General features: G+C 36.4%; 21 protein-coding genes and 1 tRNA gene. 13 read left to right on the plus strand and 9 right to left on the minus strand.

Going from position 1 to position 16,272, the window contains the following annotated elements:
• Positions 1-5: 5 nt before the first annotated feature.
• From HNQ98_RS02095 to HNQ98_RS02110, 4 genes are all read left to right on the plus strand, one after another.
• Complete coding sequence (locus tag HNQ98_RS02095) at positions 6-116, plus strand: DNA methyltransferase (RefSeq protein WP_242451329.1); 111 nt, start codon at positions 6-8, stop codon at positions 114-116.
• An 81-nt stretch (positions 117-197) separates the two neighbouring features.
• Positions 198-665 (plus strand): hypothetical protein, encoded by a 468-nt coding sequence (locus HNQ98_RS02100; protein ID WP_014973929.1) that lies wholly within the window; start codon positions 198-200, stop codon positions 663-665.
• A 256-nt stretch (positions 666-921) separates the two neighbouring features.
• A complete protein-coding gene (locus HNQ98_RS02105; protein ID WP_014973930.1) occupies positions 922-1,461 on the plus strand; it encodes a hypothetical protein in 540 nt (179 codons plus the stop codon).
• 127 nt (positions 1,462-1,588) lie between these two features.
• Positions 1,589-1,978 carry a terminase small subunit gene (locus HNQ98_RS02110; RefSeq protein WP_242451330.1) on the plus strand — a complete coding sequence of 130 codons (390 nt, stop codon included), beginning with the start codon at positions 1,589-1,591 and terminating at the stop codon, positions 1,976-1,978.
• Between the two features lie 88 nt (positions 1,979-2,066).
• Here the strand turns inward: HNQ98_RS02110 and HNQ98_RS02115 are convergent, their stop codons facing one another.
• The 3 genes from HNQ98_RS02115 to HNQ98_RS02125 form a co-directional block, all read right to left on the minus strand.
• Positions 2,067-2,570, minus strand: a complete 504-nt coding sequence (locus tag HNQ98_RS02115) for a GNAT family N-acetyltransferase (protein ID WP_014973932.1) — start codon at positions 2,568-2,570, stop codon at positions 2,067-2,069.
• A gap of 10 nt (positions 2,571-2,580) precedes the next feature.
• Positions 2,581-3,549 carry a thymidylate synthase gene (locus HNQ98_RS02120; protein WP_014973933.1) on the minus strand — a complete coding sequence of 323 codons (969 nt, stop codon included), beginning with the start codon at positions 3,547-3,549 and terminating at the stop codon, positions 2,581-2,583.
• A 214-nt stretch (positions 3,550-3,763) separates the two neighbouring features.
• Positions 3,764-4,246 (minus strand): deaminase, encoded by a 483-nt coding sequence (locus HNQ98_RS02125; protein ID WP_014973934.1) that lies wholly within the window; start codon positions 4,244-4,246, stop codon positions 3,764-3,766.
• Between the two features lie 71 nt (positions 4,247-4,317).
• On the opposite strand from HNQ98_RS02125, the gene HNQ98_RS02130 reads away from it, so the two are divergent.
• Entirely contained in the window at positions 4,318-5,175 is an 858-nt protein-coding gene (locus HNQ98_RS02130; protein WP_184284909.1) for a bifunctional 5,10-methylenetetrahydrofolate dehydrogenase/5,10-methenyltetrahydrofolate cyclohydrolase, read from the plus strand.
• A 97-nt stretch (positions 5,176-5,272) separates the two neighbouring features.
• On the opposite strand, the gene HNQ98_RS02135 is transcribed toward HNQ98_RS02130, so the two are convergent.
• Positions 5,273-5,890, minus strand: coding sequence for a GntR family transcriptional regulator (locus HNQ98_RS02135; RefSeq protein WP_147000334.1), 618 nt, complete (start codon positions 5,888-5,890; stop codon positions 5,273-5,275).
• Between the two features lie 206 nt (positions 5,891-6,096).
• Here HNQ98_RS02135 and HNQ98_RS02140 point away from each other — a divergent pair, with 206 nt between their 5' ends.
• Both HNQ98_RS02140 and HNQ98_RS02145 read left to right on the plus strand, forming a co-directional pair.
• Positions 6,097-7,290 (plus strand): quaternary amine ABC transporter ATP-binding protein, encoded by a 1,194-nt coding sequence (locus tag HNQ98_RS02140; protein WP_184284910.1) that lies wholly within the window; start codon positions 6,097-6,099, stop codon positions 7,288-7,290.
• Complete coding sequence (locus HNQ98_RS02145) at positions 7,283-8,989, plus strand: ABC transporter permease/substrate binding protein (RefSeq protein ID WP_184284911.1); 1,707 nt, start codon at positions 7,283-7,285, stop codon at positions 8,987-8,989. Before HNQ98_RS02140 ends, HNQ98_RS02145 begins: the two co-directional genes overlap by 8 nt.
• A 59-nt stretch (positions 8,990-9,048) precedes the next feature.
• On the opposite strand, the gene HNQ98_RS02150 is transcribed toward HNQ98_RS02145, so the two are convergent.
• The 5 genes from HNQ98_RS02150 to relB form a co-directional block, all read right to left on the minus strand.
• The gene (locus HNQ98_RS02150; RefSeq protein WP_014973939.1) at positions 9,049-9,510 is read right to left on the minus strand and encodes a hypothetical protein; all 462 of its coding nucleotides are present in this window, start codon (positions 9,508-9,510) and stop codon (positions 9,049-9,051) included.
• Positions 9,511-9,534: 24 nt separating this feature from the next.
• A complete protein-coding gene (locus HNQ98_RS02155; protein WP_014973940.1) occupies positions 9,535-10,764 on the minus strand; it encodes an ABC transporter permease in 1,230 nt (409 codons plus the stop codon).
• On the minus strand, positions 10,761-11,651 hold the full coding sequence (locus HNQ98_RS02160; protein WP_014973941.1) for an ABC transporter ATP-binding protein: 891 nt from the start codon (positions 11,649-11,651) through the stop codon (positions 10,761-10,763). The genes HNQ98_RS02155 and HNQ98_RS02160 overlap by 4 nt, the downstream gene beginning before the upstream one ends.
• 230 nt (positions 11,652-11,881) lie before the next feature.
• Entirely contained in the window at positions 11,882-12,139 is a 258-nt protein-coding gene (locus HNQ98_RS09235; protein ID WP_259655121.1) for a hypothetical protein, read from the minus strand.
• A 1-nt stretch (position 12,140) separates the two neighbouring features.
• Positions 12,141-12,341, minus strand: a complete 201-nt coding sequence (gene relB, locus HNQ98_RS02170; protein ID WP_010003015.1) for a type II toxin-antitoxin system RelB family anti-toxin — start codon at positions 12,339-12,341, stop codon at positions 12,141-12,143.
• Positions 12,342-12,488: 147 nt separating this feature from the next.
• On the opposite strand from relB, the gene HNQ98_RS02175 reads away from it, so the two are divergent.
• The 6 genes from HNQ98_RS02175 to HNQ98_RS02200 all read left to right on the plus strand — a co-directional run bounded on the left by HNQ98_RS02175 (position 12,489) and on the right by HNQ98_RS02200 (position 15,635).
• Positions 12,489-12,698: a P8 family protein gene (locus tag HNQ98_RS02175; RefSeq protein WP_010003014.1), complete on the plus strand. Its 210-nt coding sequence runs from the start codon at positions 12,489-12,491 to the stop codon at positions 12,696-12,698.
• A gap of 164 nt (positions 12,699-12,862) precedes the next feature.
• Positions 12,863-13,849 (plus strand): GMP reductase, encoded by a 987-nt coding sequence (locus HNQ98_RS02180; protein WP_135198283.1) that lies wholly within the window; start codon positions 12,863-12,865, stop codon positions 13,847-13,849.
• Between the two features lie 59 nt (positions 13,850-13,908).
• A tRNA-Glu gene (locus HNQ98_RS02185) sits at positions 13,909-13,980 on the plus strand.
• Positions 13,981-14,268: 288 nt separating this feature from the next.
• Entirely contained in the window at positions 14,269-14,664 is a 396-nt protein-coding gene (locus HNQ98_RS02190) for a sigma factor-like helix-turn-helix DNA-binding protein (protein ID WP_019040222.1), read from the plus strand.
• 78 nt (positions 14,665-14,742) lie between these two features.
• Positions 14,743-15,078: a hypothetical protein gene (locus HNQ98_RS02195; protein WP_135198284.1), complete on the plus strand. Its 336-nt coding sequence runs from the start codon at positions 14,743-14,745 to the stop codon at positions 15,076-15,078.
• 206 nt (positions 15,079-15,284) lie between these two features.
• Entirely contained in the window at positions 15,285-15,635 is a 351-nt protein-coding gene (locus HNQ98_RS02200; RefSeq protein WP_135198285.1) for a hypothetical protein, read from the plus strand.
• Positions 15,636-16,272 lie beyond the last annotated feature (637 nt).

Consider the following 16,272-nt stretch of genomic DNA (forward strand, 5'->3'; position numbering starts at 1 on the left):
ATACAATGGGGTCTGGTAGCACTGGTGTTACTGCTGTGAATGTAGATCGAGATTTTATTGGGATTGAGTTGGATCCGAGATATTTTGAAATAGCAGAGCAATGTATTGATAAGTGATAATTAAAAGTTTGGAAAAATACTAAATTTTTAATGTATAATGACTTATATATTAATTCAAATATACATGGGGAACTAGAGATGATATCAAACAAAAAAGACATTAAGAATTTTGCAACAACAGCTTTGAGGATTGCAGTATATTCTACGTTACCTGGAAGTGTTTCGTTGATAACAAAAAAAACACAAGACTCTGAAGGAAACATAGTTGAAGTTAATAAGACTAATGATGAATTAGACGAGGATCTCACTAAAGTTGAATTTTGGTCAGAAATGACTAAGAAAAAGGCACAAGTAGCTCAAGAAATGGCAATTGCTAATCGTATTTCAACAGCTGAAACAGTTGAAATAGAGGAGTTCTTTGACAAAAACGCTGAAGGAAATCTGGGAGTTGACTATTCAAAAGGCGCTAACATCGGTGGAAAAGGGCAAAATGTATCGAAACGGATATATCGTTTCACTGGATTCAACGACAATACCGATGGTGTATCTGAAATACTGAAGTCAGTTATGGGATTAGGTGATAGTAATGAACAGGAAATTAAATAATATTATATTTTCTAAAGAATAAAGTAGCTGAGTAGTTATTTTATTCTTACATGATAGGTTATTCAATTTGCGTAGAGTAAATCATGAATGAAGCAAATAACCAATGTGAGCGCTTGCGTGCAGAAAGTATCTGAAGTCTTGGATAACAGGCAAATTGATTATAGTTGGCACATGATGTGGATGAGGAAGTGATAATTTAATTTTAACCAACATATCTGCTTTCTAGTAGTATAATTATTGCTATTGGAGGTTGGAGATGGAATTTTTAGGATTAGATGTTGGTAGTTGGGCGGATTGGGTGAGTGGCATAGGTTCTTTTGTTGCCATTATATTTATTTATATTCAAATTAAACAGAGTGATCAGCATCAGCGAGAAAATCTTTATTATAATTTTAAGATTGCGATTGGTCAAAGAAGAATGGTCAAATCTGATGGTATATCATCTGAATATGAATTGATATTTTGGGGAACAAATGATGGGCATGTTTCAGGATCATTTAAATTTATAGGATTTTGTACCCCAGATACTTTTGATTATACTAACAAAGAACATATTTCTGGGGTTGTCACTGATACACATAAAAAAATAGAAGAGTTAGATTCAACGTATAGTTTAGGCATAAAATGTAGGGAATTTGAAAAAGTAGAATCTGGTGGTGTTTCTTCCGAGATAACTGTCCCCATGAATGCTATTGACTTAAACTATAAAGAAAATGAAACGGTTTGTGTTGTATACATGGATCCTTTGGGAAAGTTATACAAAAATGATTTATTACCACGTGATGAGGAAGACTAAGCGCATAAGCGCTTTTTATTTTGCACTAAAACATTGAAAAGAGGTGGCACAATGACATGAAATTAACACCGAAACAGAAGAAGTTGCTGATGAGTATATCCGAACCGGAAATGTAACGCAGTCGGCTATTGAAGCAGGGTATAAACAAGCACATGTTCAAGGGTCTCAAAACTTAGAAAAACTTAGTGTTAAAGAGTACATAGCTATAAGGCTGAAACAGGTTGAAACAACTACACAGATGAGTCAAACAGAGGCTTTAGAATTGTTAGCTAAATTTGCACGTGGAGATGTTAAAGAAACAGTTGTTGTTGGCACCACAATGGGAGCAGAAACAGTTGAAAAAGAACTGGATCATAAAACGCAACTCAACGCAATTAAAGAGGTCTTGCGTTTTAGCAAGTTTAGTAATGATATTACCGAACAACAGGTACGCAAAGCGAAGGCTGATGCTGACATGGCGGAAGCTAAGGTTAAATTGTTAGATGGGAACAACGGTGAAATTCAACCTGAAGGATAAGAATGACTAAGCTCATGTTTTACATTTTTATCAGATGATTGTAAATAAAAAAACAAGCTCACTTACGAGCTTGTTTTTTTATTTGTGGTTAATTTTTACTTGTGAATTCGTTAGCTAAGATGCCCATCATTAGACTATCATGGTAGCGGCCTTCGGCAAAAAAATGCTGACGGAGGATACCTTCTTCAATAAAGCCAACTTTTTTATAAATATGAATAGCTGCGCTATTATCGACATCAACATAAAGGTAAACTTTGTGCATATTTAGTACTTTAAAAGCATAGTCGATACCAGATTTCATAGCTAATTGTGCATAACCATGGCCTTGGTAGTCTGAATTAATGATAATTTGTATTTCAGTGTGTCGATGCAACGGATCAATATCAACAAGTTCAACGACGCCAATAAATTGTTCATCATTTTCCACAACAAAACGACGTTCTGTTTGATCTAATATATGTCTTTCATATAATATTTGCAATTCATCAAAAGAGGTATAGGCTTCTTGAAACCATAGTGCCATCACTTTTCGTGAGTTTTCTTGTTGATAAATATAAGGTAAATCTCCTTTTTCAAGTGGTCTGATTTTCATAGTTTACCTTTTAAACTGCAACTGGTGCTTTAATACCGGGTTCACTTTCGTAGTCCAAGACTTTGATATCTGCCATGGTGTAATCAAAAATTGATTTAACCTCGGGATTTAGCCATAATTTAGGCAAGTCATGCATAGGACGTGAAATTTGTTCTTTAACCTGATCAACATGATTGCTGTAGATGTGTGTATCACCGATAGTATGAATGAAATCACCAACTTCGTAACCTGTTTGTGCTGCAACCATGTGTAGTAACAGTGAATATGAAGCGATATTAAATGGGACACCCAGGAAAAAGTCACCTGAACGTTGATATAGTTGCAGGCTAATTTTACCATCAGCCACATAAAATTGGCTTAATACATGACATGAAGGCAAAGGTGCTTGTGGTGTTGTTTCAGGATTCCATGCTGTTAAAATCAAACGTCGTGAGTCTGGTGTGGTTTTAATCTGTTCGATCAAACGACTGACTTGATCAATGGTTGTATGATCAGCCGTGAAACTTTTAGTCTCCCAACGACGCCATAATTTACCATAGACATCCCCAATGTAACCAAATGCTTCCATAAAGTCATCATCGTTTAAAATTTTATCAATAAAAATTTCTTTTTGCTGTTGATATATTGCTGCAAATTGTTCATCTGCTTGCGCACGGTGGCTAAAATTGGTCATATCGGGACCATCATATTGGTCAGAATTAACCCAATTCTTAAAAGCCCATTCATCCCAAATATGGTTTTTGTGTTGCAATAAGAAGCGGATATTGTTATCTCCACGTAAAAACCATAGTAATTCTGATTTAATCAAACCAAAATAAACTTTTTTAGTTGTTAAAAGTGGAAAGCCTTCTTGTAGATTAAAGCGCATCTGCGACCCAAATAAAGAGTAAGTGCCCGTACCGGTACGATCAGTTTTAAGGGTACCTTCATTGAGAATTTTCTGGGCGAGATTAAGATATTGCTGTTCATTTTTAGACATGTGTTTGACAGAGTCCTGTTGGTGATGAAATTTCAATCATTATCATATGATGACCGTTAAATATTAAATTTCAAACAGACATGGACGTTGTTCCTTTCAATTATTCGCTTAACTTAAATATTAACGAATAATTGGCAAACAAGCAAATTTATAAGTATTTAAAAATGATAAAACATTTGTTATTTTTTGATTCGTTTTGATGAGTTACGACCAATTATTCATGTGAGATAAATTGGTTTAAATCAATTTGTTTAGCCGTTTCTGAGGAAAAGGGGACTTGTTGTAAGGGCACATTTTTCCTTGATAATAGTTCTTCAGCAAAAGGGTCGTTACGGTAGTTACGCATAAAATTGATTTTTGTTACACCAGCTTGTAATAGTAGTTTTGTACAGTGAATGCAAGGGACATCAGTCACATATACCGTGGCACCATTAACAACGATCCCCATTTGAGCAGCTTGCATCAAAGCATTTTGTTCAGCGTGGACAGCACGAATGCAGTGACCATCAACAATGAGGTCGCCGACTTCGGTACAATGTGGTGTACCAGCAACTGAGCCGTTGTAACCACTTGCAATGATCCGATTATTTTTGACAATGACAGCGCCAACATGCAGTCGTGTACATGTTGATCGTGTTGATAATATGGCGGATTGGGCAATGAAATATTGATCCCAACTCATACGTTTATCCAACATAGTAAACTCCAATGGATTTATTTGTTAAAATGAATATAACACAAATTGATAACTAACGAAGGAGATTTTTAATGACAGAAATTCTTGATGGGGCGGCAGTTGCTAAATTAACAAACGTCCAAACGGCTGAGCGTGTCGCACAATTAGATAAGCCAGTGACACTAGCTGTGATATATGATCCTAAAAATGATGGTAGTCGCTTGTATGTTGGGATGAAATCAAAAAAAGCATCAGCGCTCGGTATCCAAACACGTGATATTCCAACCGATGCTAATGCAACAACGCAAAGTATCATCTCGTTAGTTGAACAATTAAATGCTGACGATACTATCTCAGGTATTCTTGTACAGAGCCCCTTAGCCAAAGGTGTTAAGGAGCGTGAGGTGTTTTCAGCTGTTGCACCACATAAAGATGCTGACGGATTAGGTGCAACTGTTCAGGGAATGCTATTCGGTGATGCGCCATCGGATTATACAGTTGCTGCAACACCACAGGGTGTGATGTCACTATTAAAGCACTATGACATTGAGCTTGCTGGTAAAAAGGCACTAGTCATTGGCCGTTCACAATTATTCGGTCGACCAATGTTTGCTTTGTTAACCAATGCCGATGCGACAGTCACTTTGGCTCACCGCTATACATCGTCAGAAATACTCAAATCTTATCTAAAAATGGCAGATATTGTCGTTGTTGGCGTTGGTATACCAGAATTTATTCAAGGAACTGATTTGAAGCAAGGCGTAACAGTCATTGATGTTGGGATGAATTACGTGGATGGTAAGGCGGTTGGCGATGTTGACTTTCAATCGGTTCAAGGTATCGCTGACTTCATTACACCTGTTCCAGGTGGTGTCGGACCAATGACAATCGCAACATTATTAGAAAATACGGTTACTTTAGCAGAAAACTATTCAGCCAAAAATAGTTGAGAATGATAAAACCATCTATTAACTGCCCAGATTATGAGTTAATCTGATAATGGTAGCGGATAGATGGTTTCTTTAATTAATTTTTTTAGTAGCATTTTTATGAATAAATAAAATTTTGTACTGTTTGGGCAACAGTCTCATTACCGACAAAATATAATGTATCGCCTTTCTCAATGACCGCATAGGGACCAGGTGAGATAATCAGTTCTTCATTATGCAGTAGAGCAACAAGTGTGGCTCCTGTACTGTGCCACAAGGATAATTCTCCGATTGATTGACCAATTTTGGGGCTATCATGAGTTAATGTCAGTTCATAAGGGCTGAGAGGATTATGTTGTTGCACACGTTGTGTTTGGTCAAACAGTTTTGCTAATGATGATTCGAGTGATTTAAGTTCAATTTTTTGGTTGTTGATTAACTGGTTAATTTCAGCATGAGTAGTTTGAATATCTGACGTTTCTTGCGCTTGGTTGAGAAAAGTTTTAGCTTTCTGACGTGATAAAATTTCAACGCCACTGCCATGAATTGGTTTAACGATTTGCAAATCGGCTAAAAGACTAATTGCTTTACGTGCAGTTTCAGACGAAACACCAAATGTTGCCGATAAAGTTGACCGGGCATGCAATTTACTGCCAACAGTATATTCATTATCGGCTATTTTTTGTGCAATTTGATAAGCAATTTTTCGATATCTTGGTTCTCTAATTGTTGGCATAGCGTGCTCCCAATAGTTGGAAGTTTGACAAAAGTGATATTTTGTGACAAAATAAAATACATCACTTACAGGCAACTTTATTAAAAATATAAGTTGTCACTTAGTAGTTGTTACCTTGAAGTATAAGGTAAATCGTAGGCAGAGTCAATGGAGAAAACAGAAGTCAGTGTATCTCATGATGCTGTACTTGATAATTGGAGGATTTAATGGATAAGGTAGAGATTAAACATCTCACTAAAATATTTGGTAAGCGACCAAAAGCTGCACTTAAGATGGTGAAGCAAAATAAAAGTAAAAATGAGATTGTTGAGAAGACAGGCAGTACTGTCGGTGTTTATGATATTAACATGACCATCGAAGATGGCGAAATTTTCGTCATCATGGGACTTTCCGGTTCAGGAAAATCAACATTAATTCGATTATTGAATCGTTTAATTGAACCTACTGACGGTCAACTGTTTATTGATGGTCAAGAGATTACAAAATTTAATAAGAAACAAATGTTAGATATTCGCCGCCAGAAAATGAGTATGGTGTTTCAAAATTTCGCACTTTTCCCACATCGTACAATTCTAGAGAACACAGAATATGGTTTGGAAATACAAGGGGTTGATAAGGCTGAGCGCCGTAAACGTGCTGAGAAGGCGCTAGACAACGCGCAATTACTAAGCTTTAAGGATCAGTATCCTAGCCAGTTATCGGGTGGTATGCAGCAACGAGTTGGCTTAGCACGTGCGTTAACCAATGATCCTGATATTTTATTGATGGATGAAGCCTTTTCTGCTTTAGATCCGTTAGTTCGTGGCGAAATGCAAGACGAACTGCTCGAGTTACAAGCTAACGTTCAAAAAACAATTATTTTTATTACACATGATTTAAATGAAGCATTACATCTGGGCGACCATATCGCTATTATGAAAGATGGTCAGCTACAACAGGTTGGTACTGGTGAAGAAATTTTGACAAACCCCGCTAATGAGTATGTTAAAACATTTATTGGTGGCGTTGATCGTTCTAAGGTTTTGACTGCTGAAAGTATTATGATTCCAGCATTGACAACAAACATTGATGTTGATGGACCAACAGTTGCTTTGCGTAAAATGTCTGATGAAGAAGTTTCTGGGTTGGTAGCTGTTAGTCGTAGTCGTCAATTATTAGGTTATTTGTCTTCAGATGAGGCAGTTTCGGCACGCCATGATAAAAGACCTTTGTCTGAAGTAGTAGTAGATATGCCAACCGTACAATTAGATACTTTAGTAGTAGATATTATGCCAATTATCTATGATGCACAGACACCTGTTGCTGTTGTTGATAATAACCATCATGTTCGTGGTGTTATCATCCGTGGTGGTGTGTTAGAAGCATTAGCTGGTGCGGAAGGAGATGATGGAAATGCTTAATTTACCAAAAATCCCACTAGAAAGTTGGGTAACTGATGCTGTTAATTGGTTGACACAGCATTTAGCTGCTTTATTTAATTTCATGCAGTCAGTTGGTAAAATTGTGATGGATAATATGACGGCAGGTTTAATAGCTATTCCTATGCCGTTAATGATTGCGGGTATTACATTAATTGCTATTTTGACAACATCGAAGAAATTCGGTTTTCCACTTTTTACTTTAGTCGGGTTGTCATTGATTGCTAACCAAGATTTGTGGAATGATTTGATGAATACCGTTACTTTGGTAATTATGGCATCGGTCATTTCGTTAATTATCGGTATTCCATTGGGTATTTTGACTGCCAAGTCTGCAAAAACGGCTGCAGTTGTTAAACCAATTCTTGATTTTATGCAGACAATGCCTGGTTTTGTATACTTGATTCCAGCTGTTGCATTCTTTGGTATTGGTGTTGTACCTGGGGTCTTCGCCTCAATAATATTTGCTTTACCACCTATGGTACGTATGACAGATTTGGGTATCCGTCAAGTACCTACTGCTTTAGTTGAAGCAGCTGATTCTTTTGGCTCAACAACTTGGCAAAAATTGATTAAGTTAGAATTACCAAGTGCAAGAAATACTATTTTAGCTGGTGCCAATCAAACTATTATGTTGGCCTTATCGATGGTGGTAACAGCATCGATGATTGGTGCGCCTGGATTAGGACGTGGTGTGTTGTCTGCTGTACAGCATGCTGATGTGGGATCTGGTTTCGTTAATGGTTTAGGATTGGTTATTTTAGCTATTATCATTGACCGTTTCACACAGAAATTGAATACAACACCAGGTCAAAAAACAGTCGCTAAACCATGGCGTCGCTGGGCTATATTAGCTGCAGTAGTTGTTATGATTGGTGGTGGTGTTGTGAACTCACTGACTTCCAATAAAACTACTGGACAAAAAGTCAATATCGGCTATGTGGAATGGGATTCGGAAGTGGCATCTACTAATGTTGTAGCAGAATCATTACGTCAGCATGGTTACGATGTTACAATTACACCGCTAGATAATGCTGTTTTATGGCAATCAGTAGCTAATGGCCAGGTAGATGCTTCAGTAAGTGCATGGCTACCCGTAACACATAAAACCTTATACGATAAGTATAAGAAAGATTTGAAGGTACTAGGACCAAACTTACGCGGAGCTAAAACAGGGTTTGTTGTGCCAGATTATATGAAAGCTAACTCTATTGAAGATCTGACTAATCAAGCTGGCAAAACAATTACTGGTATTGAACCAGGGGCTGGTGCTATGGCTAGTGCCCAAAAGACTATTGATAGTTATTCAAATCTGAAAGGATGGAACCTATTAGGATCATCATCTGGAGCTATGACAACAGCGTTAGATAAGGCATATAAAAATAAGCAAGATATTATCGTGACCGGTTGGTCACCTCATTGGATGTTTAGTAAGTATCATTTGAAATACTTAGAAGATCCGAAGGGAACAATGGGTAAAGGTGAAAACATCAATACTTTTGTTCGTAAGGGGCTTAAAAGTGACAATCCAAAGTTGGAAAAAATATTTGATCGATTCCACTGGACTAAATCAGATATGGAGAGTGTGATGCTAGAAATTCAAAATGGCAAATCACCTAAACAAGCAGCAGCTGACTGGATAAAAGCAAATAAAAAATCAGTTGATAGTTGGTATAAATAATTTATAGAATCCAAAAAGGACCGTTAGATAAAGTTTCTAACGGTCCTTTTTGCATCTACTTAAACGTTATGATCTTGCGCAATAATCCAGTTCGTTAGTTCTGGATCGTTGATACGCGTCTGGTGTTGTTTTAAATATTGACGGTATAGTGTTGCTATGCGTTTCCTAAAAATCAATGTATTTGGTGCGGTGAGGGTATCATTCAGTAATTGATAAGACCGAATTGCGCAACTCATAAAATGTAACTCATCAGCTATTTGAACAGAGTTAAGCCCGTGAGATTCATGGAAAAGATGTTGCCGCATTGCAAATCCAAGTGCTTGTTGAAAACGGTTAAGGTTGTTGGGATCAATATGATTATCAGCGCCAATATCAAGCATTGTCTGCTTAAAACTGTCAATAGCTTGTTCAGGTGCTTTGTTTGTCAGTTCAAATCGTTGAAACGCTGTGCCATCATTAGTAACATTTTCTTCATAACGATACCACTTAGGATTGGTTAGAAAAAAAGGTATTTTAGCCATGGGTATTTTCTGCCTTTTAATTGATTAGTTCTTTTGTTTTTTTAGATTTTTGAACAATTGTGACATAATTTTGTCATCACTATAAGATAGCACATTTTTGGCGTAAATATTTTGTCCAAACCAAGCGAGGAGAATCATTGCGATAAACGAGATAACCAGTGATATAATCGCGGCTGGCCACGTTTCAACTTTGGTTACTAATCGAACAGGCATCATACTTTGTGAGATGAAAGGCACATAACTCAAGATTTTGATAGCAATATTATTCGGCATGTTTGTCATAACAAAACTAAACATGTAACCCACCATAGCTAAGAATGTAATTGGTTGTATTGCTTGTTGGACTTGGGCATTATCATTAATGAGTGATGCAATGAGTGATGTTAAGACGAGATAGAGTGCCACGGCAATTAAAATATATAGTGTGGCAAAAAGTGCAAAGCCAATTGTTACACCTGAAAAGGAGCTGGAGAGGTTTTCAACAATAGCATTATCTTTGAATCCAAGGTAAGCTAACAGGCCACTAATAATATAAATTAACATATGAGTGGTAGCGAGTCCAAAAATACCAATTATTTTACCAAAATATTGAACACGTGCTGATGTAGCTGCTAACAGTGTTTCCATAATACGTGAAGATTTTTCGTTGGCAATTTCTGTGGCAATCATCGACGTATACCACATGACAATAACTGTGGTAATTATTCCAATAGACACGGCAACACCATAATTCGCCATATCAGAATTTTCAGCATTTGTTGACTTGTTGTCTGATTGCTTGACAACAGTTTTTAAATCATAAGGCTTTATTAACTCGGCTGTTTGTGCGCTGGTCAAACCGTAGGTAGTGGCTTTTTGTTGACGTGAGAGGTCACCTAAAATGTGATTAATAGCCTCTTTATTGATTGCGTTACTTTTTGGATGTGTGGTTAAAGTTGCCTTATCATTATCGACAACCAATACACCATCTAATTTTTCGTTGGTTAACGATTGATTAGCGGTCTTGTTATCGGTTGTTTTTGATACATTAATATTGAGTGATTTTTCTGATTGAGTAAAAACTTGTCGTACTTCTGAGGGTGCGATGACCGCTATTGTCGGCGTTGTGTTACCTTGCATTTTGGTAATACCATAGGTAATACCGCCAATAATTGCTGCAAAAAGTAAAGGGGATAGTACAAGCAGCCAGTAACCACGGCTTTTGAAATGGTTTCGAAAAGTTTGTTTAATAACAATACGGAGTTGATTACTCATGATAGGGCGACCTCCTGGCGGAAAATATCATCAAGGGTTGGTGGTTGTTGTGAGAATGCGGGAATATAGCCATTACGTGTCACATAATCAAATAATTGATGACCCGTTGCTTCGTCACTTAGCGTGATGTCAAAACCTGCACCTTGCTGAGTCACTGTGATGACACCGGGAAAATTGGTTAACTCATCTTGTGTAAATGGTCCTTCAATATAGACTTTAGTGCGACCAAATTGTTCACGAATCTCTTGAACGCCACCTTGTAGTACAACTTGACCTTTTTTTAGCATAGTTAAGTTATCTGAAATTTTCGTGACGTTGTTCATATCATGACTTGAAAAAATAATCATTGCGCCATTGTCTTTCATTCTTACAATCTCGTCCATCATAATACTTGTATTAACAGGATCTAGCCCTGAAAAGGGCTCATCTAAAATGAGTAATTTAGGTGTAAAAATGAGTGAGGCAATCATTTGTACTTTTTGGGCATTACCTTTGGAAAGCGTCTGTACCTTGTCGGTCGCTTTACCCACAACATTTAAACGTTGCAACCAGTCCGTCAGAGCGACCTTTGCCTCGGCGCGTGGCATGCCGTGAAGTTCAGCAAAATACAAAATTTGTTCTTCAATGGTTAGTTTTTGGTACAAACCACGTTCTTCTGGTAGAAAACCAATTTTTTGTTTATCTGCTTGAGTGATAGGATGACCATCCCAAGTAATCTCACCAGATGTCGGCTTGATGAAATTTAAAATCATACGGAAGGTGGTTGTTTTACCCGCACCGTTTTGACCTATCAAACCCATAACTTTACCAGGCTCGAGTACCATATTCATATTTTTTACGGCGATGTTATCGCCAAATTTCTTGTTGAGGTGATTGAGTTCAAGCATTTAATTTCTCCTTATAATAGTTTGTTTAGCAGCCATCTGAGACCGTATGTTAAACTTAGAAGTAACAATAACGGTGCTGAAAGATACCAACCATATGTTGGGAAGTAGCCACATCCTACGACGAATATGAGATAAAATATCACAAGTAATATTTTCAAAGTGAGTGCGTCAGCTCGTTGACGAATATATTGGACCCGCTCATCAGTATTTTTAATTTTCTGACTGTGTACCTAATTTGGGTTTGATAAATATATAATACTCATCAATTTAGCTGCAAGTGCACCGCTGAATAGACCACTGTATAAACCTGAGGCAAATGAGCCGATAATATGACCAAAGAAATAGTAAATCGGAAAACTGGCAACGAATAGTATCACTGCAAAAATAATAAAACTAATTGCTAAAAAATTAGTTTGCAATTTGACTAAGTCGATATATTCTTGATCACTCAAACCCGGTTTTGGTGCTCCAAATAATGTTTTAAGCATGTTAATCTCTCTCTTTAAAAATAAAAACCTCTTCGATTGGTAATCCAAAATACTGAGCAATATCATGGGCTAAAAATAATGATGCATTGTACTTTCCTTTCTCTAGTGAAATGATTGTTTGCCTAGTAACTTCTAGAACATCAGCAAGCTGAGCCTGTGTCATGTGACGTGACTTTCTCAGTTCGTGAATACGGTTCTTCATTGCATACAGCCTCGGTTTTTATGAATTGTTATTCTCTTAAAGTATAGCAAGCTTTACTTTTTTTGTAAAGTTTGTTTTACTTTTATTTTGATTTGCATTTTAAAAGGAAAAGAACTATAACAGAGGTATAGAAAAGGGGTCAATAAAATGGCAGATGAACATTATGCAACATTAGATCTTCCAATGAACGAAGTTTTTGATTGGAGCGAGGACAAAACCCCATTACGCGATGCTTTGTGGAACCATTATATGGACGAAAGCAATAAAAACACGTTGTCAACATTGGAACATATAAAGGCTTATAAAACAATGAGCGATGATGATCTAAAGGTTGCTGCTGGCAAAGTTTTGCAGTAGTAATGGTTGGTGAGTGACTGTTGCTTTATCAGTATGATAATTTTTATAAAAAGCGAGCTTTATGAATTCATATTCAAAAAGTTCGCTTTTTATAGTTGTTTACAAGTTTATATTGTCTATATTTTACGTTATAATGGTTATAGAAAGAAAAAGGCGAATAATATATGGATTATAATACGGCATTTGATTATGAAGACGTACAATTAATCCCTCAAAAGGGTATTTTACATTCTCGTTCCGAAGCAGATACGCGTGTCACACTTGGTGACTATGAGTTCAAATTACCAGTTGTGCCGGCAAATATGCAGACGGTCATTGATGAATCATTGGCACAACAGTTGGCAGCCAATGGCTATTTTTATGTGATGCATCGTTTTGAACCACAAAAGCGTTTACCATTTGTAAAAATGATGAACCAAAAGCAGCTCATTACTTCAATTTCTGTAGGTATTAAAGCCGATGAATATCAATTTATCGATGAACTGCAATCGCAACAAGCACACGTTGATTATATTACAATTGATGTGGCTCATGGACATTCTGATGATGTGATGCATATGATTAGATATATTAAAAATCAATTGCCCGATGTCTTTGTAATTGCTGGGAATGTGGCAACGCCAGAAGCGGTCCGTGATTTGGAAGAGGCTGGTGCTGATGCAACGAAAGTGGGTGTTGGGCCTGGTAAAGCATGTATTACTAAGCTGAAAACAGGCTTTGGGACTGGTGGTTGGCAGTTATCTGCCTTACGACTATGTGCAAAAGTTGCTAAAAAACCTATTATTACTGATGGGGGTATTCGATATAATGGTGATATTGCCAAATCTATACGATTTGGTGCGACCATGTGTATGATTGGGTCTATGCTTGCTGGACATGATGAAACACCAGGAGATATTGTGGAAATGGATGGTCGAAAATTTAAAACTTATTTTGGTTCAGCCTCACAATTTCAAAAGGGGGAACACAAACATGTTGAAGGGAAAAAGCTATTTGTTCCTTATCGTGGTAGTATTTATGGCACATTGCAGGAGATGAAAGAAGACTTACAGTCAGCGATTTCCTATGCTGGCGGACGAGAATTATCTGATTTAAAGCATGTGGATTATGTCATCGTTAAAAATTCAATTATGAATGGTGATAGTTATTAATTTTTATTAGCAAGATGTTGACGCGGGGGTGTTTTTTCTGTATACTTATATCTTGTTATGGCGCTATGGTCAAGTGGTTAAGACGTCGGCTTCTCAGGCCGAAATCGAGGGTTCGACTCCCTCTAGCGCTATTTAGCATTTCATGGCGTTGCATAAGGTTGCAAAAACCTTGATGTAGCGCTTTTTTTGTTCAAAAACGTTGCACTGCATTTCATAGCATTTCACACAAAATGGGAAACTTTTTGGGAAACATTTTAAATACGTAAGTAAGCAGTGTAACGACGTTTAAGCCGTTTTTTATTTGCAGAAAAGGGCAACAAATAACACATAAACTAAAATGTGGTACATATTAACAAATACATATAAATATACGATATATAGTTGATATAATAGTTATATCAAAATAATGAGGTGTTGACATGCAAATAGTGACGTATGATATAGACAAAAAACAAGTGAAATTGTTTTTACAACAGTTACCAAAAATCGCAATCGTTGCACATATTAATTTAGCTAATCAACAGTTATCTAGTCGTACATTGTCAGACATGCCAGTAAATAGTAATAACAGGAATACAACACTTGATATGCTTGATCGTACCATGGAAGCACGTAACGTTATTAGTAGAGTTATTGAAGCATTAGAGCACATGCCACATGATAGTTATAAAAACATTATCAAATTACGATACTTGTATGAGTTGAGTTATGAAAATATTGGGGATCAATTAGCTATATCAAGTAGACATGTTATCAGACTGATACAAGATAAAGCTTTGAAAGAGTTTGCGCTTGCTTATGGTATGTTTGATTAAAGATTAGGTTAGCGATCGAAACGGATATTACTTTTCCTGTTAGTTTTTGATAAAGCGTACTTATAACGAGGAGCAGATATGCCAACAACATGGACAAATCGTGAAATATTACAGTATTATTTTAGGGGGATGATAGACCTAAAGATTAAATACCTGGACAATTCAGAAATTAATAACGAGTATAGGCGTGAGAATGAGACGTTTATACGAGCAGTTAAAACAACTCTGGATGACTTTAGTAGTCAACTTACGCCAGAGTTAAGAGCAATGTATGTTAGCAAGTACAAAGAGAATAAGCCATTTATAGAGTTCTACAATGTGGTAGCGCCTACGAGTTACATCATGGCATTAAATAAACAGCTGAATAAATTAGTCAACAAGATAGAACGACCCAAAAAGCGCTTATACGCATGATGGGGGCGCTATGGTGTCACAAAAAGGAAAACGTAGTATAGCTGAAGCTTTCAATAAATATCCCAGAAAATGAATTTGAGAAAGTCCTAAAAACAACTTTTTAAGAAAGTCATAAATAGATCACTGTGATGGGTATTTATTAAATAAATATGATAAGTTTATGTTTAATGACATATCGGTATAAATTAATGGGGGAATCTGTAATTATGAGTGATAGTAATGTTAAGTATGGGATTTTTGAGAAACATAGTTGGAAGGATGTTCTGTGGAATATTGGGAACCGAACAGCAGGTCTTACACGTCGCTATTATTTTTATCAGGAACATGACGGAGAACGAACATTATTGTCTAAAAAAGCATTGTTAACCTTATTATCAACAAATGAGGATATGAAAAATTATATTTCAAAAGATGAACGGTATAAACAATACATATCTCCTGATAATATTGTGATGAGCGAGAATGGTGAATTTTTTGCTGGTTTAATTAATATGGACTATATTAAAAAAATTGTTAATTATTTGAATTCAAGAGTTGAAAGTACCAAAGAGTTATAATCACAGATAGCTATACTTTAAATAAGTTGTAGTCGACTAATGATCACGTTCTTCAAGAATAGAGCGTAGTTTTGTATTTTTCATCTGTTTTGGTTATGGAAATCAAAAATATTCCCGCCCATATGCAGTTGGAGGAAGCGTCACAAGGTGGCGTCCTCATTTATTGCGAATGACGAAATCAAAAATTTTCAAAGTGGCTAATTTTAAAAAAAAACGTTGATATACAAGCATTCTTAACAGAAAATAGGTGTTTAGGGGTACCACAAACATTGCTGTAATTTACTGATTCTGATGCCATTTCTATTATTTTTGGGATGACTCTATATTATGCATAATGCACTTTATAAAAAATTATTGTGTCTGCGTTAGCAATATTTTAAAAGCGGGGTGTGTTTAGGGGGGGGGCTTTTTACGGTAGTTTAGATGTAAAGTGTCTTAAAGCCTTGTAGCAGTAGTGTTATATAGCCCCCTTTTTAGAATGTCATAGTCTATAAACGTTGATATAACAGCGTTTTAGTGTTTGATGTCCATAATCAATAATGCCTATATATCAACGTTTTAAGGGGTACCCCCTATATAAAAAAGTTTTGAAAATTGAACATTTTTGTAAGGCAACGATATGTGTGTGCTCTCTATT

It is taken from the genome of Leuconostoc carnosum (assembly GCF_014207505.1).
Taxonomy (GTDB): Bacteria; Bacillota; Bacilli; order Lactobacillales; family Lactobacillaceae; genus Leuconostoc; species Leuconostoc carnosum.